We start from the raw sequence: 26,905 nt of genomic DNA on the forward strand, positions 1-26,905 counted from the left end.
CACGTGCTCGGTCCACGTGCTCGGTCCACGTGCTCGGTCCACGTGGTCGGCGGGGGGCCGCCCCGGCCGGGAGGCCCCCCCGCCCGGCGGGGGCCGGGGGGGGGGGGCCGGACCCCCCCGGGGGGGGGCGCCGCGGGGGGGGGGGGGCGGCCGTCGACACCGCCCCCCCCCCGCGGCGGCCGCCCCCCCGCCCGGGACGGGGGCGTGGGCGATGTCCACGCCGTCGGCGTCCACGACCCCGAGCTCGGGGATGGCGGTGGGGGTGGGGCCGGTCGGCGGGTTCACGACCGGCAGCTGACCGGTCGGCGGGGCCGTGACCCCGGTCGACGGGCCCTCGAGCGGCAGGGGCGAGCCCTGCAGGCGGATCCCGGCGCGCCGCGGCAGCGTGAGCCGGAAGCTCGCGCCCTCCCCGAGCCGCCCCCACGCCTCGAGGCGGCCCGCGTGCAGGCGCGCGTCCTCGAGGGAGATCGCGAGGCCCAGCCCGGTGCCTCCGGTGGTGCGGGCGCGGGCGGGGTCCGCGCGCCAGAAGCGGTGGAAGACGCGGTCGATGTCCTCGGGCGCGAGCCCCACGCCGTGGTCGCGCACGACGACGGCGACCCCGTCGGCGTCGACCCCGACGGTGACCTCGACCGGCTTGCCCTCGGCGTGCTCGACGGCGTTCACCACGAGGTTGCGCACGATGCGCTCGACGCGCCGCGGGTCGACGTCCGCCGTCGCGGGCTCGTCGGGGAGCGTCACCGAGAGGAAGACGTGCTTGGACTCGGCGAGCGGCATCGAGGTGTCCGCCACGGCCGCGACGACGTCGCGCAGGTCGCGCTGCTCGACGTCGAGCACGGCCGCGCCGGCGTCGAACCGGCTGATCTCGAGCAGGTCGGTGAGCAGGATCTCGAAGCGGTCGAGCTGCGTGTACAGCAGCTCGGCGGAGCGGCGGGCGGCGGGGTCGAGCTCGTCGCGGGAGGCGTGGATGACCTCGCCCGCCATCCGGATCGTCGTCAGCGGCGTGCGCAGCTCGTGCGAGACGTCGGAGACGAAGCGCCGCTGCGCCGCGGAGAGCTCCTCCATCCGCGCGATCTGGTCCTCGAGGTTCCCGGCCATCTCGTTGAACGTGCGGGTGAGGGTGGCCATCTCGTCCTGGCCCTTGGCGTCCGGGAGCCGCTCGTCCAGGTGGCCGTCGGCGAGCCGCGACGCGACCGTCGCGGCGCGGCGCACGGGCGCGACGGTCTGCCGGGTCACGACCCACGTGAGCGCGCCGAGCAGCGCGAGGATCGCGAGCGCGCCGAGCGAGAGGGTGCGCTGCACGAACGACAGCGTCTCCTGCTCGGCCTGCAGGGAGTAGATCGCGTACAGCTCGTACGTGCCGATGGACGGCACCTCGACCGTCGTCCCGACGATCACGCCCGGCTCCGGCACCTCGGTGTCGGTGAACTCGGCGGGGATCTGCACGGACTGCAGCACCTGGCCGTCCGACGCGCGGGTCGCCTCGCGCAGGTCCTCGCCGATGATGGCCTTGAGCTCCGGCTGGGTGCCCGTGTCGGCGAGCCGCTGCGGCTGGTCGGGGGTGCTGAGGAGCAGGAAGTCCTGCGCGCTGGACGCGCCCGCCGCGAGGGTGCGCACCATCTGCGTCAGGAGGAGCTGCACGTCGGAGGCCGACGTCGCGGGCGAGGTGTCGAAGGCGCTGCGGACCTGCTCGGTCATCGAGGCGTTCTCGCGCTCGATGCGGTCCACGCGCTGCTCGTACAGCCCGTCGCGGATCGAGACGGACAGGTAGAGGCCGAGCAGCGCGACCGCGACGACGCCGAGCGCGAGCGCCGAGGTCACGACCCGCAGCTGCAGGGACGACCGCCACCGGCGGACCAGGTACCGGGTCCGCGAGACGGTCCAGGCGCGCCACCGCCGCCACGTCCGGCGGACGCGGCGCGCGGCGGGCTCAGCGCGGGGCACCGGCCTTGTAGCCCACGCCGCGCACGGTCAGCACGACCGTCGGGTTCTCGGGGTCGCGCTCCACCTTGGAGCGCAGGCGCTGCACGTGCACGTTGACCAGGCGGGTGTCGGCGCTGTGCCGGTAGCCCCAGACCTTCTCGAGCAGCACCTCGCGCGTGAACACCTGCCAGGGCTTGCGGGCCAGCGCCACGAGCAGGTCGAACTCCAGCGGGGTGAGGCTGATGCGCTCGCCGTCGCGCACCACGTTGTGGCCGGTGACGTCGATCTCGACGTCGCCGATGCGCAGCCGCTCGGGGCCGGGGTCGTCGTTGCGGCGCAGCCGGGTGCGGATGCGGGCGACGAGCTCCTTGGGCTTGAACGGCTTCGTCACGTAGTCGTCGGCGCCGGACTCGAGGCCGAGCACGACGTCGACCGTGTCGGTCTTGGCGGTGAGCATGATGATCGGGACGCCGGACTCGGCGCGGATCTCGCGGGCGACCTCGATGCCGTCCTTGCCGGGCAGCATGAGGTCGAGCAGGACGAGGTCGGGCTGCTCGTCGCGGAAGGCGACGAGGGCTCCGTCGCCGTCGGCGCAGAACGTCGGCTCGAACCCCTCGGACTTCAGGACGATACCGATCATCTCGGACAGCGCAGTGTCGTCGTCGACCACCAGGACACGGGACTTCATGCACCCATTCTGCCAGGCACGGCGCAAGGTCCGGTGGAAAGCCGCATGAGCGAGCGGGCGCGCCGTACTAGGGTCGGGGCGACCGGCGTCACACCCGGTCCTCCAGCACTCCACCAGCACAGCCCCGACAGTCCCGTCCGCCGACGCCGCGTCGGCACGACCCGACCGCCCTGCAGCCCGGGAGGCCGCGATGAGCACGCCCGACCAGCCCCAGCCGCCGTCCGGCTGGGGCGACGCCCCCGAGCCGCCCCGCTACGGCCAGCGCGCGCCCGAGGGCGCCCCGCAGCCGCCCGCCTACGGGCAGGGCGGGCAGCAGTACGGACAGGGTCAGTACGGACAGCAGTACGGGCAGGGCCAGTACGGGCAGCAGTACGGGCAGGCTCAGTACGGGCAGCAGTACGGCCCGCGTCCGCCGAGCGCCCCGGCGGCGACGAAGCCCGGCATCGTGCCGCTGCGCCCGCTGTCGCTCGGCGAGATCTACGACGGCGCGTTCACCGCGATCCGCCACAACCCGAAGGTGATGCTCGGCGCCGCCACGCTCGTGATCCTCGTGGCGACCGTCCTCGGCGTGCTGATCGCGCAGCTCATCGTGCCGACGTTCTCGTCGTCGTTCTCGTCGCTGACCGAGGCCGACCCGGAGCTCGCCGAGCTCGGGTTCGACAACCTCGTCGCGCAGTCCCTCGCGTCGTCCCTCGGCATGAGCGTGACCCTGCTGCTCGCCCAGCCCGTGGTGGAGGGCATCCTCACCGTCTCGGTGAGCCAGTCGGTCATCGGCCGCAAGCTGAGCCTCGGCGAGGTCTGGGAGCGGCTGCGCGGGCGCGTCGGCCGCCTCATCGGCTGGGCCCTGCTGCGCTCGCTCGCCGGCGCCGTCGGGACGTTCGTCTGGTTCTTCGTCCTGGTCCTGCTCGTCGCCCTCGTGAGCGAGCAGTCCACCGGGGCCGCCATCGGCCTCGGGCTCCTGCTCGGCGCCGGGTTCGTCGTCCTCCTCGTGTGGCTGGGGGTGCGCCTCGGGCTCGTCGCGCCCGCGCTGGCGCTGGAGGGTCAGGGCCTGGGGAGCACGATCGCGCGCGCCTGGCGGCTGACGCGCGGGTCCTTCTGGCGCCTGTTCGGCATCTACCTGCTCGCGATGATCATCGTGAGCGCCGCCGCGTACATCATCACGATCCCCCTCAGCTTCGTCGCCGGCATGATCGGCGGCACCGGCGGGAGCACGGAGGCGTTCACCACGGCCACGGTCGTCGCGACCGTGCTGTCGTCGGTCATCTCGGCCGCGATCACCACGATCTTCGTGGCCTCGGTCGTCGCGCTGCTCTACATCGACGTGCGGATGCGCCGCGAGGGCCTGGACGTGCAGCTCGCCGCCGCGGCGCAGGCGTCCGACGGCGGGCGGCCGGGTGGCGAGCCTGGCGCCCGGCCCGGTCCGCCGCCCGGCATGCTCGCGTGAGCGGCGCGTCGGCGGTGGTGCACGGGGTCGTGACGACCCTGGTGGCCCACGTGCCCGCCGGCGTGCCCGTGGACCCCGACCGGGAGACGGCGCACCGCTGGCTCCTGGAGGAGCTGTCGCGACCCGAGTACTCCACGGAGCCGTCGCTCCTGGAGCGCCTGCTCACCTGGCTCGGCGACCTGTTCGACGGCCTGACCCTCGGCGAGGGGCGGTTCCCGCTCGCGTTCGTGGTCGTCGTGGTCCTGGTGCTCGTCGCCGCGCTCGCCTGGTGGGTGGCCGGGCCCGTGCGCCTCGCGCGCCGTCGGCGCCGCTCCGTCGTCGTGCTCGACGGCGACGAGCGCACCGCGGCCGAGCTGCGGGCGTCCGCCGACGCCGCGGCGGCCCGCGGCGACTGGTCCGCGGCCGTGCTGGACCGCTTCCGCGCGCTCGTGCGCTCCCTGGAGGAGCGCGTGGTGCTGGACGACCGCCCGGGCCGGACGGCGCAGGAGGCCGCGCACGACGCCGCCGCCCGGCTGCCCGCCGTCGTCGCCGAGCTGCACGACGCGGCCCGTCTGTTCGACGACGTCTGCTACGGCACGCTCCCCGCCGGACCGGACGACGACCGGCGTCTGCGCGACCTCGACGAGCGGGTGCGCGGGCTGCGGCCCGAGCCCCTCGCGGTCGCCGCGCCCGGCGGGGTGGGGGCGCCGTGACGGCTGCGACGCAGACCACACCGGGCCCGACCCGGGGCCGGTCCCAGGGCACGGTCCAGGCCGCGACGGCGGGTGCCGGCTCGCCGGACGCCGTGCTCTCGCCGGTCGTGACGGGTGACGGCACCACCGGCCGCGGCCGCACCGCCGACCGCTGGCGCCGGGCCCGCTGGACGCTGCTGGTGCTCGGGGTGCTCGCGCTCGTGGTAGCCGTGCTCGCCGTGCAGCGCCCGGTCACCTCCGCCACCCCGTACGCCCCCGACAACGCGCAGCCGAACGGCGCCCGCGCCGTCGCGCAGGTGCTGGGGCGGCAAGGGGTCGAGGTCCGCCACGTCACCCGCGTCGCGGACGCCGTCGCGGCGGCCGGCGCGGGCACCACGCTGCTCGTGACGCCCGGGAGCCTGCTGCTGCCCGAGCAGGTCGACGCCCTGGCGGGCGTCGACGCGGACCTGGTGCTGCTCGGCGCCGACGACGAGCTGGTGCGCGCGGCCACCGACGGCGCCGTGAGCCGCACGCCCGGGGCCGCAGCCCCGGCGTTCGCCGTCGAGCCGTCGTGCGACCTGCCGCTCGCCACGCGCGCCGGCGCGCTGGCTCTCGCGCCGGGCCTGCGGGCCGAGCCCGGGGCCACCGACGTGACGCTGTGCTGGCCGGTCGACGGGTCGGCGGCGCTGGCGCGCGTCGAGCTGCCCGGGTCCGCGGGCGGACGGTTCGTGACCGCCGTCGACGACCCGTCCTTCGTCACCAACGGCACGGTGCTGGACGACGGCGACGCGGCACTCGCGCTCGGCCTGCTCGGCGCGCAGGAGACGCTCGTGTGGCTCGTGCCCGACCCGCTCGACACGAGCTCGACCGGCGAGGCCGGCGCCCCGTCCGCCGGCGCCGGGATCCTGCCGCCCTGGGCGGGCGTCGTCGGTCTCTGGGCGCTGCTGGTCGTGCTCGTCGCCGCCGTGTGGCGGGCGCGCCGGCTGGGCCCGCTGGTCGCGGAGGAGCTGCCCGTCGTGGTGCGCGCCGCCGAGACCACCCGCGGCCGCGGCCGCCTCTACCGGCGGGCCAGGTCCCGTGGCCACGCCGCCGCGGGTCTGCGCGCCGCCACCGCCGAGACCGTCGCGCGCCGCCTGGGCGTGCCCCGGTCCGCCGACGCCACGGCGCTCACCGACGCCGTCGCCCGCGCCAGCGGCCGGTCCGCCCACGACGTGGCCGACCTCCTGTACGGCCCACCACCCCACGACGACGACGCGCTCACCGAGCTCGCGCGTCGGCTCGACACCCTGGAGAGCGAGGTCCACCGATCGTGACGACCCCCGACGAGAACCCGCAGGGCACACCGCCCGCGGCCCCTGTCGAGACCACTGCGTCAACCACCACGTCGACCACCGCGTCGACCCCCACCCCGGGCGACCCCGCGCCCCCGCAGGCGCCCACGGCCCCGGAGGCAGCCGCCGTCGGCTCCCCCTCTCGCGAGCTGCGCGGCGCGCTCGCCGGGGTGCGCAGCGAGGTCGGCAAGGCGGTCGTGGGCCAGGACTCCGCGGTGACGAGCCTGCTCATCGCGCTGCTCTGCTCCGGCCACGTGCTGCTCGAGGGCGTGCCCGGGGTCGCGAAGACGCTGCTGGTGCGGGCGCTCGGCGCGTCGCTCGACCTGTCGACGAAGCGCGTGCAGTTCACGCCCGACCTCATGCCCGGCGACGTCACCGGCTCCCTCGTCTACGACGCGCGCACGGCCGAGTTCTCGTTCCGCGAGGGGCCGGTCTTCACGAACCTGCTGCTCGCGGACGAGATCAACCGCACGCCCCCGAAGACGCAGGCGTCCCTGCTCGAGGCGATGGAGGAGCGGCAGGTGTCCGTCGACGGCACGCCGCGCCCCCTGCCGGACCCGTTCGTCGTCATCGCCACGCAGAATCCGGTGGAGCACGAGGGCACGTACCCGCTGCCGGAGGCGCAGCTCGACCGCTTCCTGCTCAAGGTGGTGCTCCCCGTGCCGGAGCGCGAGCAGGAGATCGAGGTCCTGGCCCGGCACGCCGCCGGGTTCGACCCGCGCGACCTGGGCGCCGCGGGCGTCCGGGCGGTCGCGGGCACCGAGCAGCTCGCCGCCGCGCGCGCCGAGGTGCGGCAGGTCCAGGTGGCGCCCGAGGTGCTCGGCTACGCCGTGGACCTGTGCCGCGCCACCCGCCGCTCCCCCTCGCTCTCGCTCGGCGTGTCGCCGCGTGGCGCGACCGCGCTGCTCGCGACGTCGCGCGCCTGGGCCTGGCTGTCCGGGCGCTCGTACGTGACGCCCGACGACGTGAAGGCGCTCGCGCACCCGACGCTGCGGCACCGCGTCCAGCTGCGGCCCGAGGCGGAGCTCGAGGGCGTCACGGCCGAGAGCGTGCTGACGACCGTGCTCGCGACCGTCCCCGTCCCGCGCTGACCGGCACCCGGACATGGCGCTGACGTGGCGCGCCGTCGTGCTGGCGGCGCTCGGGGTGATCCCGGTGGTCCTGTTCCCCGTGCCGGGGACGGTCGTGGTGTGGGGGCTGGTCGTGGCGGCCGTGTGCGCCGTCGACGTCGCCCTCGCCGCGTCCCCGCGCGCGGTCGCGCTCCAGCGCCGGACGCCCCGCTCGGTGCGGCTGGGCACCACGGCCCGCTCGGAGCTGGTGGTCACCAACACCGCACGGCGCCGGCTGCGCGCCGTCGTGCGCGACGCCTGGCCGCCGTCGCTCGTGCCGGACGCGAGCGTGCGCACGGACGGCGCGGGGGCCGGCGAGCCGCTGGTGGCCCGTTCCGCACGGCACGACGTCGACCTGCCGCCCGGCGAATCCGCGCGCGTGCGCACCCCGCTGCGGCCGACCCGGCGCGGCGACCGCGTCGCCGGGCCCGTGACGGTCCGTTCGTACGGGCCGCTGCGCGTCGCCGCCCGCCAGGCGTCGATCCCGGTGCCGGCCCGGCTGCGCGTGCTCCCCGAGTTCGCCAGCCGGAGGCACCTGCCGTCGCGGCTCGCGCGGCTGCGCGAGATGGACGGGCGGGCCGCCGTGCAGGTGCGCGGCGAGGGCACCGAGTTCGACTCGCTGCGCGAGTACGTGGTGGGCGACGACGTGCGCTCGATCGACTGGCGCGCCACCGCCCGTCGCGGCGACGTCGTCGTGCGCACGTGGCGGCCCGAGCGCGACCGGCGCGTGGTGATCGTGCTCGACACCGGCCGCACGTCCGCCGCGCGGATCGGCACCGCCGCCGCGAGCGACACCGAGCAGGCGCCCGAGGGCGCCGCCGACGCGCCGTCGTCGCTCGGCGGCACCCGGCTGGAGGCCGGCATCGAGGCTGCCCTGCTGCTCGGTGCGCTCGCCGACCGCGCCGGCGACCGCGTCCAGGTGCTGGCGTACGACCGGGCGCTGCGCGCGCGGGTCGCGGGCGCGTCGGGCCCGCGGCTGCTGCCCGCGCTGGCGGAGTCCCTGTCGACCGTCGAGCCCGCCCTGCTGGAGACCGACTGGCCCGGCCTCGTCGGGCAGGTGCGCCAGCGGGTCTCGCAGCGCTCGCTCGTCGTGCTGCTGACGTCGCTCGACCCGGCGGCCGTCGAGACCGGCCTGCTGCCGGTGGTCGACCGGCTCTCCGGCACCCACCAGGTGGTCGTCGCCGCCGTCGCCGACGCGGACGCCGCCCGGCTGCGCTCCGACCGGTCGTCCGCGGCCGCCGTCTACGACGCCGCCGCGGCCGCCCGCGCCGACCTGGAGCGTGCGGCCGTCCAGGCCGTGCTGCGCCAGCACGGCGCCGAGGTCGTCGAGGCGCTCCCGGACGACCTCGCGCCCCGGCTCGCGGACACCTACCTCGCGCTCAAGGCCGCCGGCCGGCTCTGACCCGACCGGTGCGGACAGGCGGCCGTCAGCCGACCGTGGGCACGACCTCGCCGGCGCGGTCGGCGTCCAGGTCGCCGGTGAGCCCGGCCGCCGTGGCACGGCGGCCCAGCACGACGACGTAGACCCAGAAACCGGCGAGCGCGATCGCGCCGATGACGATCTTGAGCCACCAGGGCAGCGTCGAGCCCGTCACGTACCCCTCGATCAGCCCGGACACCGCGAGCGCGCCGGCGAGCCCGATCGCGACGGTGACGAGCGCGCGACCCTCCTGCGCCAGCGCGACGGTGCGCGGCCGCGGCCCGGGCGACACCGCCGTCCAGAAGAGCTTGAGGCCCGCGGCGCCGGCGACGAACACCGCGGTGAGCTCGAGCAGCCCGTGCGGCGCGATGAGCTGGAGGAACACGTCCAGCTCGTCGTAGGCCGCCATCATGCCGCCGGTGGCGCCCACCCCCACCGCGTTCTGGACCAGCACGAAGGCCGGCCAGACCCCGGTGATGCCGAGGCCCACGCACTGCGCGGCGATCCACGCGTTGTTCGTCCACACCATGGCGGCGAAGGACGCGCCCGGGTCGTAGTACGACGCGAACGCCTCGTTCACGTACGCCTCGCGCTCGGCGGGCGTGCCCATCTGCGCCAGCACGTCCGGGTCCGTGGCGACGCGGTACCCGGCGACCACGGCGAGCGCGAGGCACACCACGACGACGCCGAGCGTCCACCAGCGCACCCGGTACAGCGCCGCGGGCACCGTCACCGCCACGAACCGGACGACGTCGGCCCAGGCCGGCTCGTGCGTGCCCGTGACGCGCACCCGGGCGCGGCTCAGGAGGTCCGAGAGCCGGGTGACGAGCACGGGGTCGGGCGCGGCCGACCGCACCGTGGACAGATGCGTCGCGACCGCCTGGTAGAGCCGCACCAGCTCGTCGGCCTCCGCGCCGTCGAGCCGCCGCTTGCGGGTGAGGACGCGCAGGCGCTCCCACTGCGGGCTGTGCACGGCGGTGAAGGCGTCGAGGTCCACGGCCGCTAGCCTTCCACACGGGAGACGTCGCACGAGCGGGGGATGCACATGTCAGTCGGGATCCACGACGGGATCGTCATCGGCGAGGGCGTGGTGCTCGACGCGCGGCCGGCGTCGTTCGTCAGCCGCGCGCTCGCGGCGCTGCTCGACCTCGCGGCGCTCGCGATCGTCGGGATCGCGCTGCTGATCGTGGTCGCCCTGCAGGACGTGTCGATCGACGAGCAGTGGGCCCGGGTGGCCGGCGTCGTGGTGGCGGTGCTCGTGATGGTCGTGGTGCCGACGACGGTCGAGACGCTGAGCCGTGGCCGCTCGCTGGGCAAGCTGATCACCGGCCTGCGAGTGGTGCGCGACGACGGCGGCCCGGTGCGCTTCCGCCATGCCTTCGTGCGGGCGCTGGTGGGCATCGGCGAGCTGTGGCTGACGGTCGGCAGCGTGGCGCTGGTCGCGTCGCTGTCCAACTCCCGCGGCAAGCGGCTCGGCGACCTGCTGGCCGGCACCTACGTCATCCGCGTGCGGGGCGGCCGCGCCCGCACGGTCCCGCTCGCCATGCCGCCGGAGCTGGCTGCCTGGGCCCGCACGGCCGACATCCGGCGGCTGCCCGACGGGCTCGCCCTCGCGGCCCGGCAGTTCCTCGACCGCGCGCCCCGCCTCGCGCCGGCGTCGCGCGCGGGCCTCGCCGACGACCTCGCCGGGCGCGTCGAGCCGTTCGTCGCCCCCGGTCCGCCGCCCGGTACGCCGCCCGAGGCGTTCCTGCACGCCGTCCTGCACGAGCGCCGCGAGCGGGAGCTGGAGCGCGGGACGGCCGAGCAGGAGCGGGCCGAGGCCCGCGCCGCCACCCTGCACCGCCTGCCCTACGCCGTCCCCGACCCGCCCCGCTGACCCCGCCCGCTCACGGCGTCCCGGGGGCGGTCCTCGAAGCGGCCGAAGACGCGCACCAGGCCGAGCAGCACCAGCAGGTACGCCGCGAACCACACCGGGCGGGACGCCCACCAGTCCGCGCCCCACGCGACCGGCAGCTCCTGCCCGAGCCCGAGGAGCGCGACCCCGACGACGGCGAACATCGCGGTGAGGTGCCACAGGTAGACGGTCATCGACCGGCGGGCCAGCGCGCCGACGGCCCGCGTGCCCGCCCCGGTCGCGGCGCGCCGCACGAGCGCGGCGCGGAACAGCAGCACCAGGCAGACCTGCGCGACGGCGTGCGCGACGACGGGCGCCGTGGGCGGGCCGAGGTTGGAGATCTCGTCCCCCGGCATCCCGACGAGGCTGAGCGGGTACGGCCCCGCCGCCACGAGCACGACCGTCGCGGCGACGGCCGCGAGGGCGCCGGCGGCCAGGGCCAGCCGGGCACCGCGACGGGTCAGCGGGTCGGCGGCCGGGTCGGGCACCGGCCGGCGCGGGGCGCTGCGCTCGGCGGCGTACGCGATGCCGGCCAGGAACGGCGCGGCCCACGCGAGCAGCACGTTGGCCCAGGCGAGCCCACCGGTGAGCTCGCCGGGGAGCCCGAACCGCAGCGCGTCGAGGGTCAGCGGCAGCGCCACGGCGACGACGAGGGCGCCCCACCGCCAGCGCTGCCAGGCCGCGCGGAGCAGAGGCGTGAGCGCCATGAGCACCACCCACACCCCGAGGAACCACAGCAGCTGCGGCGCCATCCGCGCCATCCGCCACACCGCGTCGTCGGGCACCCCGACGGCGAGGAGCGCGGCGACCGCGAGCGCCCACGCGCCGACGAACGCCCCGACGGGCCGGGCCGTCGCCCGCAGCCGGGCGAGGACGGTCCCGCCCCAGCCGCGACCCCCGAAGGTCGTGGCGGAGCGCTGGTACCCGGCGGAGGCGCCCGCCGCGAAGAACAGCAGGGCCAAGGGCTGCAGCCAGGTGACGAGCCAGCCGGCGCCGTGGCCGAGCGCGTTGCCGACGAGGAGCGTCCGCCCGTCCCACGTGGCCTCCGCCATCAGCCAGTGCAGCAGCACCACCCCGAGGGTGCCGAGCGCCCGGACGACGTCGACGAACGGGTCCCGCGCCCGCCGCGGCCGTGCCGCCGGGGCGACAGGACGGGGTCGTGCGAGCGGTGCGGTCGGGACCGGTGGTGCGGGGGCGTCGAGGACGGCCACGATGGCTCCTGAGGCTGGGCGACGAGGACCCTTCCAGCCTCGTGACCTGCGACGTCGTCCGACATGGGCCTGGCCCCCTCGCCGCCCGCCGTCTCCCCCGTGCCGGTCCGGGGGACATCCCCCGTCGACCTGTCAGGAGGCGCGCCGGGCATACCACGCGCAGGCTCTGACAGGTCGGGGGTCAGGCGTCGACGCCCAGGTAGCGCAGGACGGCGCGCACGCGCCGGTGGTCGGCGGAGTCCTGCGGCAGGTCGAGCTTGGTGAAGATGGCGGCCACGTTCTTCTCCACCGCCCCGTACGACAGGTACAGCTGCTCGGCGATGGCGCCGTTGGAGCGGCCCTGCGCCATGAGCTCCAGGACCTCCTTCTCGCGCGGCGTCAGGCGGCCGACGCCGTCCTCCGGCGAGCGATGCGCGCCCATGAGCTGCCGCACCACCTCCGGGTCGAGCACCGTCTCCCCCGCCGCGACCCGGCCGAGGGCGGCGACGAAGTCCCCGACGTCGGCGACGCGGTCCTTCAGCAGGTACCCGACGCCGCGCGGGTCGCCCTCGAGCAGCCGGGACGCGTAGCGCGTCTCGACCCACTGGGAGAACACCAGCACCGGCAGGCCGGGGTGCGCGGCGCGCAGCGCCTCGGCCGCGCGCAGCCCCTCGTCGGTGTGCGACGGCGGCATGCGGATGTCGGCGACGAGCACGTCGGGCAGCGCATCGGCGGCGGCAAGGGTCGTGACCTCGCGGACGAGGGCGTCGCCGTCCGGCACCGCCGCGACGACGTCGTGCCCACGGCGCGACAGGAGGGCGACGAGCCCGTCGCGCAGGATGGCGGAGTCCTCCGCGACCACGACGCGCAGCGGGCTCGGGCCGGTCGGCGCGCCGGGCGTCATCGGCGGGACCCGGGGGCGGGCAGCGGGATCGTCACGGTGATCACCGTAGGCCCTCCCGCCGGGCTGACCACCCGGAGCGTCCCGTCGACGCCCGACAACCGGTCCGTGAGCCCCGCGAGGCCGCTGCCCCTGCCGGAGGCGTCGGGCGCGCGCACCGCCGCACCGCCCACGCCGTCGTCGTGCACGCGCAGCACGAGCGCACGCACGGCCGCCCCGGTCGCGGCGTCCGCGATCGGCTCCACGCCCGCCACGACGTCGACCCCGGTCGCCCGGGCGTGCTTCGTCGCGTTGGCGACCAGCTCCGCGACCGCGAAGTAGGAGATGGCGGTGACGCTGGGTGGGAGGTCCGCGCCGTCCAGCCCGACGGCGTGCACCCGCACCGGCAGCGCGGCCCGCGCGGCGAGCGTCTCGAGGGCGACGGCGAGGCCGGCGTCCAGCGCGGGCGGGCGGATGCCGCGGGCGAGCTCGCGCAGCTCGGCGAGCGTGTCCTTCGTGCTCGAGTGGGCGGTCTCCAGGACGGCGGCGAGCTCCGCCGTGTCGACGCCGTCGGTGCCGTCGCGCAGCAGCTCGCGCGCCTCGCCGATCTGCATGGCGACGGCGACGAGGTGCGCCTGGGTGCCGTCGTGCAGGTCGCGCTCGATGCGGCGCAGGCGCTCGTCGGCGTCCTCGACGGTGACGGCGCGGGCCCGCTCGGCGTACGCCACGCGCAGGCTGGCGCGCGTGGGGCTGAGCAGGCCCTCCGCCAGGAGCCGGAAGAGGCCGACGAACATCGACTGCACCTGCGGCCACAGGTACAGCAGGATCACGCCGACCGCGACGAGCAGGAGCTGACGGGCCGGAGTGTCGACGAACCAGTCCGTGCCGAACGACGCGCCCCGGTGCCAGGTGCCGTCGCCCGCCTGCTGCAGCGGCAGCCAGCGCGACCAGAACCAGTGCGTCATCCCGCCGAGCGCGACGGCGAGGAACACCGTGCTCACGACGAACGACGCGATCGCCAGCGGGAACGTCACCGCCATGTACAGCAGCGCGCGCCACGCGGTCGCGTCACCGAGCATCCCGCCGAGCCGCCGCCAGAACCCCTTGCGCGGGGTGCGGGGCGCCGGCTCGGCGATCTCGACGCCCAGGTAGCGGACCGCCATCCGGCGGTACGTCGAGCCCCAGCCGCGCGCGCCGAGCAGCACGCCGCCGGCGACGAACAGGCCCACGACGGTGACCGCCACCCCCGCCATGAACGAGACGGTGAAGATCGCGTACGTGAACGCGAACGGTGCGAGCAGCAGGGAGAGCCACAGGAAGCCGTAGGCACGCCAGGTCCGGCCGTCGAACGGGGCGAGGAGGAACGGCGGCGCCCCGTCCGTCGTCGCCCGCGGGGACGCCGCCGGACGCTCTGCGGGCTGCGTGGACGACGGCGAGGTCGGCGGGTTCGCGGGCGGCGGCACCGGGCCGTCGGTGGACGTCATGCTGGTCATGCTTCCAGGCTGCCGCCCCGGTCGCCGAGCCGACATCCGGCGTGCCACCCTGCGCACGGGGGCTGTCCCCCGTGCGCAGGGCGACGGGCCGTCAGTAGCGGTAGTGCTCCGGCTTGTACGGGCCCTCCACCGGCACGCCGAGGTACTCGGCCTGCTCCTTGCTCAGCTCGGTGAGCCGCACGCCGAGGGCGTCGAGGTGCAGGCGCGCGACCTTCTCGTCGAGCACCTTGGGCAGGCGGTACACCTGGCGCTCGTACTGCCGCTCCTCGGCCGGGCGGGCCATGTCGGCGAACAGCTCCAGCTGGCCGATCACCTGGTTGGCGAACGAGTTCGACATGACGAACGACGGGTGCCCGGTCGCGTTGCCCAGGTTGAGCAGGCGCCCCTCGGACAGCACGATGATCGACCGCTCGGCGCGGCCGTCGCCGGCCGGCAGCGTCCACTCGTGCACCTGCGGCTTGATCTCCGTCTTGACGACGCCCGGGACGGCCGCGAGACCGGCCATGTCGATCTCGTTGTCGAAGTGCCCGATGTTGCCGACGACGGCCTTGTCCTTGAGCGCGAGCATGTGCTCGGTGCGCACGACGTCCTTGTTGCCCGTGGTGGTGATGACGAAGTCCGCCTCGCCGATCACGTCCTCCAGGCGCGCCACCTGGAAGCCGTCCATCGCGGCCTGCAGCGCGCAGATCGGGTCCACCTCGGACACGATGACGCGGGCCCCCTGGCCGCGGAACGCCTCCGCCGCGCCCTTGCCGACGTCGCCGTAGCCGCACACGAACGCGACCTTGCCGCCGATGAGGATGTCGGTGGCGCGGTTGATGCCGTCCGGCAGCGAGTGGCGGATGCCGTACTTGTTGTCGAACTTCGACTTGGTGACCGAGTCGTTGACGTTGATCGCCGGGAAGATCAGCTCCCCCGCCTCGGCGAGGTGGTAGAGCCGGTGCACGCCCGTCGTCGTCTCCTCGGTGACGCCGCCGATGCTCTGCGCGACCGTCGTCCAGCGCAGCGGGTCGGAGTCGAGCGCCCGGCGCAGCACGCCGCGCACGACGTTCATCTCGTGCGTGTGGTCCGGCTCGCCCGGCAGCGTGTCGGGCGGCACCACGCCGGCGCGCTCGTACTGCAGGCCCAGGTGCACCAGCATCGTGGCGTCGCCGCCGTCGTCGAGGATGAGGTTGGGGCCGCCCTGGCCGTTCTCCGCGCCGGGCCAGACGAGGATCTGCTCGGTGCAGTCCCAGTACTCCTCGAGGCTCTCGCCCTTCCACGCGAAGACCGGGACGCCCTGCGGGTCCTCGGGGGTCCCGTGCGGGCCGACGACGATCGCCGCGGCCGCCTCGTCCTGCGTGCTGAAGATGTTGCAGCTGGCCCAGCGCACCTCGGCGCCGAGCGCGACGAGCGTCTCGATGAGGACGGCGGTCTGGACCGTCATGTGCAGGGAGCCGGCGATGCGGGCACCCGCCAGCGGCTGCGACTCGCCGTACTCGGCGCGCAGCGCCATGAGGCCGGGCATCTCGTGCTCGGCGAGCCGGATCTGGTGCCGGCCGGCCTCCGCCAGCGCGAGCGAGCGCACCTTGTAGCGGCCGGGAGCCTCGTCGAAGCCCGTCGTGCCGGGTGCCTCAGCGGTCGTGGACATGGTCGCCCTCCTGGGGTCTGCGGTATGAGCCGTGTGCGCTGGGGGCTCCCGTCTGCGCGTGGCCTGCCGTCGGTCGTCGACGGAGCGGGCCAGCACCCAGGGTAGACCGCGGGCCGTCCCGGACGCAGCGAGGCCGGCACCCGCGGGGGTGCCGGCCCCGTCCGGAGCGGTCGTGGTGCGACGACGGCCTCGGTCAGCCGTTCTTCGACGCGCGGTAGCCCGCCTTGCGCGCGGCGGACTCGGTGGTGAAGCACTTCTCCGGGGTGGTCTGCTTGTAGTACCGCCCGCCGGGGACGTGGTAGATCCCCGACTGGTTGCCCTTGATCGGCGCCCAGCTCGGGCAGTCGTACTTGCTGACGGGCGACGTCTGCGACGGCTTCTTGCCCTGCTTGACGACGAGCGTCTGCGTCCTGGTCGTGGCCTTCGTCGCCGACCAGACCTTCGTGTGCGCCGAGGTCAACCGGTAGGTCCTGTAGGTGACCCGCGTCGTCACCTTGTAGGTGCCGGCCTTCAGCCGCACGGACTTCTTGTTCTTGGCGATCGTCTTGCCGGACTTCTTCACCGTGAGCGTCTTGGACTTCACCGAGACCTTGCCCTGGGCGACGACGATCGGCTTGACCGTCGCCTTCTTCGCGTAGGGCGCGGTCTTGGTGCCGATCTTCTTGATCGTCACGGACGTGGCGGTCGCCGCCGACGCCGACGGCGCGGACAGGGCCGCGGGGACGACGGCGAGCGGGGCCGCCAGCAGCGTCACGGCGGTGACGAGGGCGACGAGACGGCCGTGGCGGCGCGCAGGCAGGGTTGACTTCACAGAGTTCTCCAGGTCGGGGGCCCCGTTCCCGGGGCGGGGGTCCGCGATTCGACCCGCGGACGCGCCCCCTCCCCAGGCGGTGCGCCGGCGTCGCCGGACAAGTATCCCCGAGGACGCCGGCGAACCGGTCCCACCGTGGCCGACTTCACCCGCCCGGGCGGTCACCGGGTCAGGACCTGCAGCTCCCCCACCGTGATCGTCGTCGCCGGCGACGTGAAGTCGTCGGTGAGCTGCCCGGACTGGTCACCACCCGTCCAGTCCGCGACCCAGTAGGTCGTGGCGGTCACCTGGTACTCGCCCTGCCGCGTGTACGTGTGCCCGCAGTCGGGCGACTCCTTCTTGCCGTAGGAGTCCTGGTAGGGCGTCCCGGGTCCGTCGCACGTCACGGTGGTGCCGTCGCCCATGTCCCACACGACGCGGTCGACCCGGGCGTCCAGACTGACCGTCAGGCCCTGGTCCGTGGCCGACGTCTCGCGCGGCCCGACCTGGTTCGCCGTCGGGCTCCGCGCCCACATCCACGTGGGCATGCCGACCAGGCCGACCCGTCCCGGTCCGTCCTCGGGCACGATGCCGATGTCGATCGCCGTGAGGGGCAACGCGGCGAACGCCCGCCGGGCTATCGCGGCCGGGTCGGCCGGCGGCGCACCCGGCGGGTTCTCCTGCCAGCCGTCGGTCGTCGTGAGGCACGCCGCGGGGCCGGTGCCGCCGGGAATGGCCACCTCGTTGCACCACTCCTCCGACGGCGAGCAGGTCACGATGTAGCCCTCGTCGTTGCCGTCCCACACCGGGTCGCTCGTGGGCGGCTGCGGGCTCACGAGCTTCTCGTAGCACAGGCGGGAGGCGTTCCAGGTGCCGGCGTCGGTCCTGCAGTCGACGACGTACTCGGGCAGCCCGTACCCCCCGGGCATCTTGCACTGCCGCTCGCTGCCGCTGCCCCCGCCGCCGGGGCCGTCGGGCGGGTCCCCGGGATCGGCCGGGACCTCGTCGTCGCACCCCATGCTGATCCCGCCCGGCGACCTGCAGTCCGACGGCGCGGCCTGCGCCGGGAGCCCGGCCCCCGCCACGGCGCCCCAGGCCAGCACGAACGCGAGCGTCACGACCCGCCGGAGGGTCAGCACGACCGCTCCATCTGCCCGGTGGAGTCCGTCACCCGCCACGCCCCGTCCTTGCCCTGGTGCTCGAGCTCGTACACGTTGACGTACCGCTCGGCGGTGTCGTTCGGCAACGGGATCTCGGTGCCGTCCTTCTCGTGCATGCGCAGCCCCGACGTGTCCAGGCAGGTGGTGAACTCGATCTTCTCGTACCCAGCGCCCCGCGCGGTGTAGCCCGTCACCTCCGAGTCGACCATCTCGGCCGCACCCGTGGTGTACCAGCCCTTCTCCGCCATGTCCCGGTACCAGGGGGCGTAGGCCTCCGCCAGCTCACCGCCCCAGTAGTCCATGGTCAGCCGGGTCCACCCTCCGTACCCGTCGTTCGCCACCTCGGCCTCCAGCGCGCGGAAGTCGTCGAGCACGCCCGTGGCGTCGTCGATCGCCTTCTGCTCGGCCTGCTCCTCCGGGTCGAGGCCGGGGCCGGCGCTCGCGGAGGCCTGCAGCTCGGCGAGGGTCGCCGCACCGGCGTCGTCGTCGGTGCAGGCCGACACGCTCCCGGCGACCGTCAGGGCGAGCAGGACGACGCCTGCCGTTCCGGTCCTTCTCATCCGTGCGCTCTCCTCGTCGATGATGCGGCGCGGTGGGCAAATGAAGGGGGCAGAGGTCAACCTAGCGCCGGTGCCCGCGCCCCGGGCAAGCGTTCCGAACGCCGAGACGCCCGCCTGGTGCGGACCGGGCGGGCGTCTCGGGTCGATCGGTGATGTCGATCGGTGATTCGATCGGTGCTGCGGAGGTCAGCCCTCGAACGCCGGGACGACGTCCGGGTTCTCCTCGAGCCACGCCTCGACGCCGGCCTGCGGGTCGTCGGCGTTGTCCTGGGCCACGGCCTTCTCCAGCGAGGAGTACTGCTCGTCGTCCAGCTTGATCTTGCCGAGCCACTCGGCGACCTCGGGCTGCTCGTCGCCGAACCCTGCGGTGGCCTGGAACTGCAGGTTGTTCTCGATGTCGAACGCGCCCTTGGGGTCCTCGAGCTGCTTCAGCGGGTAGACCGCGTTCGGCCAGAACGGGGTCCACATCGTGACGAGGATGTCCTCCTTGCTCTTGATCGCGTCGTCGAGGGCCGCGAGCATCGCCGGCGTGCCGGACGGCTTGAGCGTGTAGCCCGCGTCCTCCAGCCCGTAGGCCTCGATGACCTCCTCGGTGTCGTCCATCACGCCGGCGCTCGCCTCGATGCCCGTGATCGTGCCGCCGAACTTGTCGACGTTGTCGGCCAGGTCCTCGATGGAGTCCACGTCGGTGTACTCGGGCACGCCGAGGTACGTCGTCCCGCCGTCGTAGAAGTCGCCGAGGTTCTCGAGCTTGCCCTCGTACTTCTCCATGTAGCTCTCGTGGAGGCCCGACCAGGCGGACGGGTACATGTCGACGTCGCCGTCGGCGACCGCCGTGTACAGCACGCCGACGTCGTTCAGCTCCTCGAGCTCGACGTCGTAGCCGGCGGCCGTGAGCTGGTGCTCGAGGAGGTTCGCCATGGTGAGCCCGTCGGGCCAGCCGGGGACGTAGCCGAGGGTCACCTCCTTGTCGCCGCCCTCGCTGCCGCCGTCGTCGCTGCTGCAGGCGGCCAGCGTCAGGCCGAGGGTGGCGACCGCCGCGAGGGCGGTGCCGCGCCGGAGGCGAGGGCTCATGCGGTGGGTGCTCATGGTTGTACTTCCTTTCCTGTCGACGCCGCGCGCCGACGTTCGAAGAGTGCGGTCCCGTGCGTCGGGACCGGACACGCTCAGGCGGCGGGCGCGACGCGCCGGCGACGGCGCAGCACGGCGAGGAGCGACCGGCTGTTCTGCTGCCCGATCGCGCCGGTGAGACGGTCCAGGTAGATGGCGATGATGACGACCGACAGGCCGCCCTCGAAGCCCAGGGCGACGTCGAGCTGCGAGATCGCGCCGACGACCTCCTGGCCGAGACCCCCGGCCCCGACGAGGCCGGCGACGACCGCCATCGACAGCGCGAGCATGATGACCTGGTTGACGCCGGCCATGATCGTCGGCAGGCCCAGCGGCAGCTGGATGCCTCGCAGGATCTGGCCGCTCGTGCCGCCGAAGGACTCGCCGGCCTCGACGGTCTCGCGGTCCACCTGGCGGATCGCCAGCTCGGTGAGGCGCACGCCGGGGGGCAGGGCGAAGACGATGGTCGCGCAGACGCCGGGCGCCACGCCGATGCCGAAGAAGATCACGACCGGCACCAGGTAGACGAAGGCCGGCATGGTCTGCATGAAGTCCAGGATCGGCCGGACCACCGTGCTGAACCCGCTGCTGCGGGCCGCGAGGATACCGAGCGGGACGGCGATGATCAGGGCGATCAGCGCGGCGACGAGGACCAGCGCGAGGGTCTCCATCGCGGGCTCCCACATCTCCATGCTCACGATGAGGAGCATGCCGACGACGGTGAACGCCGCGAACGCCCACGAACGGACGAGCAGCGCGAGCAGCGCGAACACGACGACGACCACGAGCGGCGTCGGCGCGAGGAGCAGGTCGGAGATCCCGTCGACGAGGGTCGACAGGCCCGTGCTGATGCCGTCGAGCAGCGGCTCGAGGTTCTCCTTGATCCAGTCGACGCCGTCCGCGACGTAGTCGCCCAGGTGCAGGTTGGGGATGGTCATCAGTTCGCTCCCGCGGGGTCGAGGACGGTGTCGCCGTCGCCGCCCGGGGCAGCGGCAGGGGCGGCGGGCTCGTCGCCCGTCGCGCCGTTCTCGCCGTCGGGCATCGACAGCGCGCTCAGCAGCGTCACGCGGGGGATCACGCCCAGGAGCCGGCCGTTCTCGTCGACGACGGCCAGCGGCGCACGGCTCGACGCGGCGTCGCCGAGGATCTCGATGAGCGGGGTGTCGGGGGTCACGCGGATGGCGCCCTCGTCGCTCAGCGGGAGCTTGTCGGCGCCCTGCTTGACGGCGTTCGCGACGTCGTCCTCCCAGACGACGCCCTCGAGGCGACGGTTGCGGCCCGTGACGATCAGCGCGGGGACCTGGTGCTCGCGCAGCAGCTTGTGCGCGGCCTTGGGCCCGGACTCGACGCCGATGACCGCGGCGGGGCGCTCCATCACCGCGGACGCGGTGAGCACGCGGCTGCGGTCGACGTCCGCGACGAACTGCGCGACGTAGTCGTTGGCCGGCTCGTTGAGGATCTGCTCGGCGGTGCCGACCTGCACGATGCGGCCGTCGCGCATCATGGCGATGCGGTCGCCGAGGCGCATGGCCTCGTTGAGGTCGTGGGTGATGAACAGGATGGTCTTGCCGAGCTCGGACTGGAGCTCCAGCAGCTGGTCCTGCATCTCCTTGCGGATCAGCGGGTCCAGGGCGCTGAACGCCTCGTCCATGAGCAGGACGTCGGTGCCCGCGGCGAGCGCGCGGGCCAGGCCGACGCGCTGGCGCATGCCGCCGGACAGCTCGGACGGCAGCGAGCCGCCCCAGCCGGCCAGGCCGACCATACCCAGGGCCTCCTCGGCGCGCTGCTCGCGCTCGGCCTTGTTCACGCCCCGCAGCTGAAGCGGGTAGGCGGCGTTCTCGCCGACGGTGCGGTGCGGCAGCAGTGCGAAGTGCTGGAACACCATGCTCACCTTGGTGCGGCGGACCTCGCGGAGGCCGGCCTTGGACAGGTGCGTGACGTCCTGCCCGTCGATGCTGATGGATCCGGCGGTGGGCTCGAGGAGCCCGTTCACCGTGCGGATCAGGGTGGACTTGCCGGATCCCGACAGTCCCATGACGACGAAGATCTCGCCGGGCTCGACGTCGAACGTGGCGTCGATGACCGCGGCGGTGAGACCTTCCTTGCGCAGCTTGGCGCGATCGGCGCCCTCTTCCAACATGCGGACGCCGCGCTGCGGGCGGCGTCCGAAGATCTTCGTCAAACCATTTGCCTGGATGGCTGACACAACTCTCCCGGGGTCGGGGACATGGCCTGCCCGGCGCGACGGCGACGCTCGTCTGCCGGGCGGTGGCGGCGTCGTCACGGCTTCGTACGCCGGCACGACGCGGCCACACACTGTTCACGACGTTAGGCCATCTCCGGCACGGCTCTGTACGCGGCCCTGGCAAAACCCCCGTGATCTTTATCATGCTGTGACCAACAGGGCAGATTAGGCACGGATCCACCCCGGTGTCATCTGGAACTGTCCAGCGCCCCGGGCATCCACCCGGGGCCGGTCGCTACGGTGACCTGGTGCCCTCGCTCCTCGGACCGCTCCGTCGTGACCGCGACCGCCTCCATCTCGCCCTCATGCTCGCCCTGACGTTCTCCACCGGGATCGCCGACGCCGTCGGCTATCTCGGCCTCGACCGGGTGTTCACCGGCAACATGACGGGCAACGTCGTCATCCTCGGGATGGCGCTGGCCGGCGGCGACGACCTGCCCGTGGTCGGCCCGCTGCTCGCGCTGGGCACGTTCATGGCCGGCGCGACGGTCGCGGGCGTGGCGCTGCGCCCGGTGCAGGTCGGGTGGACGGCCCGCACCACGGGGATGTTCGCGACCGTCGGGGCGCTGCTCGCCGCGATCACGGTGCTGCTCGCCGTGTCGGGCGACGACCTCCCGCACGCCGTGCAGCTCGTCGTGACCGGGCTGCTGGCCCTCGCGATGGGCACGCAGGCGGCGACGGCGCGTCATCTGTCGGTCAAGGACGTCACCACGGTCGTCGTGACGTCGACCATCACCGGCCTGGCCGCCGACTCCCGGCTCGCCGGCGGCCACGGCACCCACTCCGGGCGGCGCGTCGCCGCGATCGCCCTCATCTGCGCCGGCGCGGCCGCCGGCGCCCTGCTGCTGCAGGCCCACCTGGCGTGGGGCGTGGGCGTGAGCGCGGTGCTCACGCTCCTCGTCGCCGCCGTCGGACACACCACGGAGGATCCTCGATGACGTTCACTCCCCCGCCTCCCCACCCCACGCGCCCGGACCTGCGCGGCACGTTCGGGATGGCCGCCTCCACGCACTGGCTGGCGAGCGCGAGCGCCCAGTCGGTGCTGGAGCGGGGCGGCACCGCCTTCGACGCCGCCGTCGCGGGGGCGTTCGTGCTGCACGTCGTCGAGCCGCACCTCAACGGCCCCGGCGGGGACATGACGGCGATCCTCGCGACCGCGGACGCCCCCGGGCGCCCCCGGGTGCTGATGGGGCAGGGCCCGGCGCCGGCCGCGGCGACGATCGCGCACTACCGCGACGTCGAGGGCCTGGACCTCGTGCCCGGCTCGGGCGCGCTGGCGGCCGCCGTGCCGGGCGCCGTCGACGCGTGGCTCCTGCTGCTGCGCGACCACGGCACGTGGACCGTGGCGGACGCCCTCGCCCCCGCCATCGGGTACGCCCGCGACGGCCACCCGGTGCTGGCCGCGGTGTGCCGCACGGTCGAGGGCGTCGCGGAGCTGTTCCGCACGTCCTGGCCCACGTCCGCGGAACGCTGGCTGCCGGGCGGGCGCGCGCCGGAGCCCGGCGAGCTCGTCACCAACCCCGAGCTGGCCGCGGTCCTCGAGCGCCTCGTGGCCGCGGAGACCGACGCCGCCGCCCGCGGCGCCGACCGGGCCGGCGCGGTCGACGCCGCACGCGCCACGTGGAAGGCCGTCGTCGGCGAGGCGGTCGAGGAGTTCGTGCGCACGCCGCACCGGCACGCCGACGGCCGCGACCACGCGGGCGTGCTCACCGCGGCGGACGTCGCCGGGTTCGAGGCGTCGTTCGAGGACGCCGTGACGGTCGACTTCCGCGGGTACACGGTGGCCAAGACCGGCGCCTGGGGGCAGGGCCCCGCGCTGCTGGAGGCGCTGCGCATCCTCGACGGCTTCGACGACGCGCGCCTCGACCCGTCGACCGAGCTCGGCGCGCACACCGTGCTCGAGGCGCTGAAGCTCGCGCTCGCCGACCGCGACACCTGGTTCGGCGACCTGGACGCCGCCGAGGGCGACGCCGTGCCGCTCGACGTCCTGCTGTCCGCCGAGTACGCGGCCGCCCGCCGCGCGCTGATCGGCGACCGCGCGTCCCACGAGGTGCGTCCCGGCTCCGTGCCCGGCCGTGACACCCCGGCGGCGCCGCCCCTGCGCACGTCGTACGCCACGGACGTCCCCGCGGCCGCCCTGCCCGGGGCCCCGGCCGGCGGCCCCGCCGCCGGCGTCGGCGAGCCGACCGTCGTGGTCGGGGCGACCGCGCCCCTGAACGGCGACGGCCTCGAGACCGACGCGACGGGCGCGACCCGCGGCGACACCTGCCACCTCGACGTCGTGGACCGATGGGGCAACATGATCAGCGCGACGCCGTCGGGCGGCTGGCTGCAGTCCTCCCCCGCGGTGCCGGGACTCGGGTTCGCCCTGGGCACCCGGCTCCAGATGACGTGGCTGGACGAGGCGTCGCCGTCCGCCCTGACGCCCGGCCGCCGGCCGCGCACCACCCTCACCCCGACGCTCGTGCTGCGCGACGGGTCGCCCGTGCTCGCGTGCGGGTCGCCGGGCGGCGACCAGCAGGACCAGTGGCAGCTCGCGTTCCTGCTGCGCGTCCTGGTGGGCGGGTACACGCCCCAGGAGGCGATCGACGCCCCCGCCCTGCACACGACGTCCGCGCCCGGCTCGTTCTGGCCGCGCACCTGGACGCCCGGCGGCGCCGTCGTCGAGGACAGGCTCGGCGCCACCGTCCTCGCCGGGCTGGTCGAGCGCGGCCACGAGCTCACGCTCGCCGGCGACTGGGCGCTCGGGCGGCTCAGCGCCGTCACGCGCGACCCCGCCACCGGCGTGCTCGGCGCGGCCGCCAACCCCCGCGGGGCGCAGGGCTACGCGGCAGGCCGCTGACCCGGGACAGGGACGAGGGCGCGGTCCGTGCAGCACGGACCGCGCCCTCGCCTGCGGACGGCGTCAGACGCCGTCGACCCACTGGATGTAGTCCTCATACCCTGACGAGTCGGTCAGGCGCCACGTGCCACCGCTGACCGCACCGGACGGGACGAGGGCATAGGCCGTGAACGACGTGCAACCGCCGTTGTACAGCTCCGACGTCCCCCAGATGTCGTCGTCGAAGAACTCGTCGCCCTCGTCGTAGACGACGCCGTTGCTGCCCACGTACTCGATGCCGAGGTCGAGCCACGGCAGCGCGCTGCCGTCCCCGTAGTAGCAGACGGCCATCGGCGCCTGCACGAGCTTCGACGAGCCCGCCCATGTCGTCGAAGCGCTCGAACCGATGATCGCGGACCAGTCCAGCGTCGAGAACGCCACGTTCGGCCTGTGCGGGTCGCTGCGCGTGGAGTCGACCCAGAGCCACGCCGACTTGCTCGTGGCCGTGCCGGCGACGTTCTTCACGACGGCCCGGACGCGCGACCCGTCGCGGAAGGATCGGGTCGAGAGCTTCAGGGTCGCCGAGGTCTTCCCCGACAGGTCGGTCCACTTCTTGCCGTCCGACGACGTCTGCCACTGGTACCTCAGACGGCCGCCGGTGGCCTTGGCCGTGAACGTCGCGGTCTTCCCTGACGTCACCCACTGCTGCGCCGGGTTCCCGGTCACCCGGGGCTTGCTGACGCCCACGGGCCAGGCCACCTTGGCGGTGGCGGCGCTGGTCCGGGACGACGTCGCGTAGCCCCGGCGGACGCCGGAGACGGTCACGGTGATCGTCTTGCCGTGCTGGGCGGACGTGAGCGTGAACGACGACCCGGTGGCGCCCTTGATGGCGGTGCCGTCGGCCTTCCACTGGTACTTCCACGACGTCGGCGCGGGGCTCCAGGTGCCCTTGCTGCTCACCTTGAGCGTGGAGCCGACCCGGACGGACCCGGAGACCTGGGGCGCGGAGGTCCTGGAGTAGACGCGCAGCACGCTCGAGCCGGAGCTCGTCACCGTGCGCGTGGCGTAGCCGCTGCGGCTGCCCGTGACGCTGACGGTGAGCGTCCTGCCGGCGTACCTCGACGGGATCGTGTACGTGGAGCGCGTGGCGCCCGGGATGGTCCGGCCGCTGATCTTCCACTGGTAGCGGTAGGTCGTCGCCCCGGGCTTCCACGTCCCGCGCGACACGGAGACGGTGCTGCCCACCTTGACGGTGCCCTTGATGGTCGGCCTCGGCGCCGACAGCACCCCCGGCGCGACCTTCGCGCCGGCGCTCGTCCTCGTCACGGTGGTGTACCCGGACTTCGTGCCGGTCACCCTGACGGTCAGGGTCCTGCCCTTCAGCGACGACGACGGCGTGTACGTCGACGCCGTCGCGCCCGAGATCGTCGTGCCGGACGCGTACCACTGGTAGCTCAGCGTGGTCTTCGAGGTCCAGGTGCCCGGCTCGGCCGTGACCTTCGAGCCCACCCGGACGGTGCCGCTGATCGTCGGGGTCCCCGTGGACAGGCCGGCCGCGACGACGGCGGCCGTCCGCTCCGACGTCAGCGTCCGGGACGCGTAGCCGTCCGCGGCGCCCGACACCGTGACCGCGATCGTCCTGCCCAGGTCGGCGGCGGTCAGGGTGTAGGTCGGCGTCGTGGCCCCGCTGACGGGGTCGTGCCCACGCCACCACTGGTACGTGAGGGTGGCCGCCGGCTCCCAGGCCCCGGCGTCCGCCGTGAGGGTCTGCCCGAACGCCGCCGTCCCGCTGATCGTCGGGGCCTGGGCCACGAGCTCGCCCTCGGCCACCGCGCCGTCTGCCGCGACCACGACCGAGGCCGACGCCGCGCCGTCGACGGCGCCCTCGGGGGCGGTGCCGGTCACCTCGACGCTGACCGGGTCGCCGACCGTCGCCGGCGCGAGCGTCAGCGTGGGCTCCGCGCCCTGTGCGACCAGGTCGTCACCGGCGAACCAGCGGTAGGTGAACGCGAGCTCGACGCCGGCCGGCGCCCACAGGTCCGGCCGCGGGTCGATCGCGACGTCCTCGCCGACCTGCAGCGTGCCGTCGACGACGAGCTGGTCCGCCGCCGGGGCGACGACGTCCGTCAGGGCCGCCGGTGCGCCGGTGGCCTCCGTCGCGACGACGGCCGCCGAGGCCTGCGGTGCGACCAGGAGCGGCGCGACGATCAGCGACAGGGCCGTGACGAGCGCCGACGCGCGACCGCGACGTCGACGCGGCGCCGGGTGGAGACGTTCCACGGATCCTCCGAGGATCGGCGGCCGAGGCAACGGCCGCGAGACGAAGCACGGCCGTCGTGGCCACGACCGCTCGGGGCCGGTCGCCTCGTCGCGCGGGCGCGGTCCGGCGGTGCTGCACGCCAGTATGGGGACCCGCGGGGGCGCCGATCGCGTATCGGCCCAGGTCAGCGCATTTTTCACCCGGCCCCACCGGGTGAATCCCCCGGGCAACGGCCGAGGGCGGCCCCCCCCCCGCGGGGGGGCCCCCCCCGCGCCCCAAGGGTTAGGGC

22 protein-coding genes are annotated in these 26,905 nt (G+C 74.8%); 8 read left to right on the forward strand and 14 right to left on the reverse strand.

From position 1 onward, the window contains the following. Together mtrB and mtrA are read right to left on the reverse strand one after the other, a co-directional pair. On the reverse strand, nucleotides 1-1,941 hold a 1,941-nt coding region (gene mtrB, locus ACFQ80_RS13155), incomplete at its 3' end, for an MtrAB system histidine kinase MtrB (RefSeq protein WP_430563957.1). Beyond that, nucleotides 1,928-2,608, reverse strand: a complete 681-nt coding sequence (gene mtrA, locus ACFQ80_RS13160) for an MtrAB system response regulator MtrA (protein WP_429735004.1) — start codon at nucleotides 2,606-2,608, stop codon at nucleotides 1,928-1,930. The genes mtrA and mtrB, both read right to left, overlap by 14 nt. Before the next feature lie 190 nt (nucleotides 2,609-2,798). Here mtrA and ACFQ80_RS13165 point away from each other — a divergent pair, with 190 nt between their 5' ends. The 5 genes from ACFQ80_RS13165 (at nucleotide 2,799) to ACFQ80_RS13185 (ending at nucleotide 8,565) form a co-directional block, all read left to right on the forward strand. Beyond that, on the forward strand, nucleotides 2,799-4,052 hold the full coding sequence (locus ACFQ80_RS13165; protein ID WP_430548989.1) for a glycerophosphoryl diester phosphodiesterase membrane domain-containing protein: 1,254 nt from the start codon (nucleotides 2,799-2,801) through the stop codon (nucleotides 4,050-4,052). Continuing rightward, nucleotides 4,049-4,744, forward strand: a complete 696-nt coding sequence (locus ACFQ80_RS13170) for a DUF4129 domain-containing protein (protein ID WP_430563958.1) — start codon at nucleotides 4,049-4,051, stop codon at nucleotides 4,742-4,744. Before ACFQ80_RS13165 ends, ACFQ80_RS13170 begins: the two co-directional genes overlap by 4 nt. Continuing rightward, nucleotides 4,741-6,036, forward strand: coding sequence for a DUF4350 domain-containing protein (locus ACFQ80_RS13175; RefSeq protein ID WP_430563959.1), 1,296 nt, complete (start codon nucleotides 4,741-4,743; stop codon nucleotides 6,034-6,036). Before ACFQ80_RS13170 ends, ACFQ80_RS13175 begins: the two co-directional genes overlap by 4 nt. 167 nt (nucleotides 6,037-6,203) lie before the next feature. Further along, entirely contained in the window at nucleotides 6,204-7,145 is a 942-nt protein-coding gene (locus ACFQ80_RS13180) for an AAA family ATPase (RefSeq protein ID WP_430549039.1), read from the forward strand. A 13-nt stretch (nucleotides 7,146-7,158) separates the two neighbouring features. Further along, entirely contained in the window at nucleotides 7,159-8,565 is a 1,407-nt protein-coding gene (locus tag ACFQ80_RS13185) for a DUF58 domain-containing protein (protein WP_430563960.1), read from the forward strand. A 25-nt stretch (nucleotides 8,566-8,590) separates the two neighbouring features. On the opposite strand, the gene ACFQ80_RS13190 is transcribed toward ACFQ80_RS13185, so the two are convergent. Further along, nucleotides 8,591-9,580 (reverse strand): stage II sporulation protein M, encoded by a 990-nt coding sequence (locus ACFQ80_RS13190; RefSeq protein ID WP_430548985.1) that lies wholly within the window; start codon nucleotides 9,578-9,580, stop codon nucleotides 8,591-8,593. 42 nt (nucleotides 9,581-9,622) lie between these two features. Between ACFQ80_RS13190 and ACFQ80_RS13195 the strand changes: the two genes are divergently transcribed. Beyond that, nucleotides 9,623-10,459 carry an RDD family protein gene (locus ACFQ80_RS13195; RefSeq protein WP_430563961.1) on the forward strand — a complete coding sequence of 279 codons (837 nt, stop codon included), beginning with the start codon at nucleotides 9,623-9,625 and terminating at the stop codon, nucleotides 10,457-10,459. Here the strand turns inward: ACFQ80_RS13195 and ACFQ80_RS13200 are convergent. From ACFQ80_RS13200 to ACFQ80_RS13245, 10 genes are all read right to left on the reverse strand, one after another. Then, nucleotides 10,432-11,688, reverse strand: coding sequence for an acyltransferase family protein (locus ACFQ80_RS13200; protein WP_430563962.1), 1,257 nt, complete (start codon nucleotides 11,686-11,688; stop codon nucleotides 10,432-10,434). The genes ACFQ80_RS13195 and ACFQ80_RS13200 overlap by 28 nt on opposite strands. Nucleotides 11,689-11,869: 181 nt before the next feature. Beyond that, entirely contained in the window at nucleotides 11,870-12,538 is a 669-nt protein-coding gene (locus tag ACFQ80_RS13205) for a response regulator transcription factor (RefSeq protein WP_430549038.1), read from the reverse strand. A gap of 29 nt (nucleotides 12,539-12,567) precedes the next feature. After that, nucleotides 12,568-14,040 (reverse strand): sensor histidine kinase, encoded by a 1,473-nt coding sequence (locus ACFQ80_RS13210; RefSeq protein WP_430563963.1) that lies wholly within the window; start codon nucleotides 14,038-14,040, stop codon nucleotides 12,568-12,570. Between the two features lie 91 nt (nucleotides 14,041-14,131). Next, nucleotides 14,132-15,670, reverse strand: coding sequence for an adenosylhomocysteinase (gene ahcY, locus ACFQ80_RS13215; protein WP_430563964.1), 1,539 nt, complete (start codon nucleotides 15,668-15,670; stop codon nucleotides 14,132-14,134). A 193-nt stretch (nucleotides 15,671-15,863) separates the two neighbouring features. Further along, nucleotides 15,864-16,481 (reverse strand): hypothetical protein, encoded by a 618-nt coding sequence (locus tag ACFQ80_RS13220; RefSeq protein ID WP_430563965.1) that lies wholly within the window; start codon nucleotides 16,479-16,481, stop codon nucleotides 15,864-15,866. Between the two features lie 161 nt (nucleotides 16,482-16,642). Beyond that, complete coding sequence (locus tag ACFQ80_RS13225) at nucleotides 16,643-17,599, reverse strand: hypothetical protein (protein WP_430563966.1); 957 nt, start codon at nucleotides 17,597-17,599, stop codon at nucleotides 16,643-16,645. Further along, on the reverse strand, nucleotides 17,593-18,180 hold the full coding sequence (locus ACFQ80_RS13230) for a hypothetical protein (protein WP_430563967.1): 588 nt from the start codon (nucleotides 18,178-18,180) through the stop codon (nucleotides 17,593-17,595). Before ACFQ80_RS13230 ends, ACFQ80_RS13225 begins: the two co-directional genes overlap by 7 nt. A gap of 186 nt (nucleotides 18,181-18,366) precedes the next feature. Further along, nucleotides 18,367-19,269 (reverse strand): glycine betaine ABC transporter substrate-binding protein, encoded by a 903-nt coding sequence (locus ACFQ80_RS13235; RefSeq protein ID WP_430548977.1) that lies wholly within the window; start codon nucleotides 19,267-19,269, stop codon nucleotides 18,367-18,369. 77 nt (nucleotides 19,270-19,346) lie between these two features. Next, nucleotides 19,347-20,228, reverse strand: a complete 882-nt coding sequence (locus ACFQ80_RS13240; protein WP_430548976.1) for an ABC transporter permease — start codon at nucleotides 20,226-20,228, stop codon at nucleotides 19,347-19,349. After that, complete coding sequence (locus ACFQ80_RS13245; protein ID WP_430563968.1) at nucleotides 20,228-21,496, reverse strand: glycine betaine/L-proline ABC transporter ATP-binding protein; 1,269 nt, start codon at nucleotides 21,494-21,496, stop codon at nucleotides 20,228-20,230. Before ACFQ80_RS13245 ends, ACFQ80_RS13240 begins: the two co-directional genes overlap by 1 nt. A gap of 287 nt (nucleotides 21,497-21,783) precedes the next feature. On the opposite strand from ACFQ80_RS13245, the gene ACFQ80_RS13250 reads away from it, so the two are divergent. Both ACFQ80_RS13250 and ACFQ80_RS13255 read left to right on the forward strand, forming a co-directional pair. Next, the gene (locus ACFQ80_RS13250) at nucleotides 21,784-22,473 is read left to right on the forward strand and encodes a YoaK family protein (RefSeq protein ID WP_430563969.1); all 690 of its coding nucleotides are present in this window, start codon (nucleotides 21,784-21,786) and stop codon (nucleotides 22,471-22,473) included. Next, nucleotides 22,470-24,377, forward strand: a complete 1,908-nt coding sequence (locus ACFQ80_RS13255) for a gamma-glutamyltransferase family protein (protein WP_430563970.1) — start codon at nucleotides 22,470-22,472, stop codon at nucleotides 24,375-24,377. Before ACFQ80_RS13250 ends, ACFQ80_RS13255 begins: the two co-directional genes overlap by 4 nt. Nucleotides 24,378-24,440: 63 nt before the next feature. Here ACFQ80_RS13255 and ACFQ80_RS13260 read toward each other — a convergent pair whose 3' ends face one another. After that, complete coding sequence (locus tag ACFQ80_RS13260) at nucleotides 24,441-26,636, reverse strand: hypothetical protein (protein WP_430563971.1); 2,196 nt, start codon at nucleotides 26,634-26,636, stop codon at nucleotides 24,441-24,443. Between the last annotated feature and the right edge of the window lie 269 nt (nucleotides 26,637-26,905).

This window comes from Isoptericola sp. NPDC056578 (assembly GCF_042793275.1).
GTDB lineage: Bacteria > Actinomycetota > Actinomycetes > Actinomycetales > Cellulomonadaceae > Isoptericola.

Bases quoted from the DNA above. Each gene is read 5' to 3' on its own strand.
- ACFQ80_RS13165 (WP_430548989.1), top strand. From the start codon at position 2,799: ATGAGCACGCCCGACCAGCCCCAGCCGCCGTCCGGCTGGGGCGACGCC.
- ACFQ80_RS13185 (WP_430563960.1), top strand. From the start codon at position 7,159: ATGGCGCTGACGTGGCGCGCCGTCGTGCTGGCGGCGCTCGGGGTGATC.
- mtrA (WP_429735004.1), bottom strand. From the start codon at position 2,608: ATGAAGTCCCGTGTCCTGGTGGTCGACGACGACACTGCGCTGTCCGAG.
- ACFQ80_RS13240 (WP_430548976.1), bottom strand. From the start codon at position 20,228: ATGACCATCCCCAACCTGCACCTGGGCGACTACGTCGCGGACGGCGTC.
- ACFQ80_RS13255 (WP_430563970.1), top strand. From the start codon at position 22,470: ATGACGTTCACTCCCCCGCCTCCCCACCCCACGCGCCCGGACCTGCGC.
- ACFQ80_RS13210 (WP_430563963.1), bottom strand. From the start codon at position 14,040: ATGACCAGCATGACGTCCACCGACGGCCCGGTGCCGCCGCCCGCGAAC.
- ACFQ80_RS13195 (WP_430563961.1), top strand. From the start codon at position 9,623: ATGCACATGTCAGTCGGGATCCACGACGGGATCGTCATCGGCGAGGGC.
- ACFQ80_RS13235 (WP_430548977.1), bottom strand. From the start codon at position 19,269: ATGAGCACCCACCGCATGAGCCCTCGCCTCCGGCGCGGCACCGCCCTC.
- ACFQ80_RS13230 (WP_430563967.1), bottom strand. From the start codon at position 18,180: ATGAGAAGGACCGGAACGGCAGGCGTCGTCCTGCTCGCCCTGACGGTC.
- ahcY (WP_430563964.1), bottom strand. From the start codon at position 15,670: ATGTCCACGACCGCTGAGGCACCCGGCACGACGGGCTTCGACGAGGCT.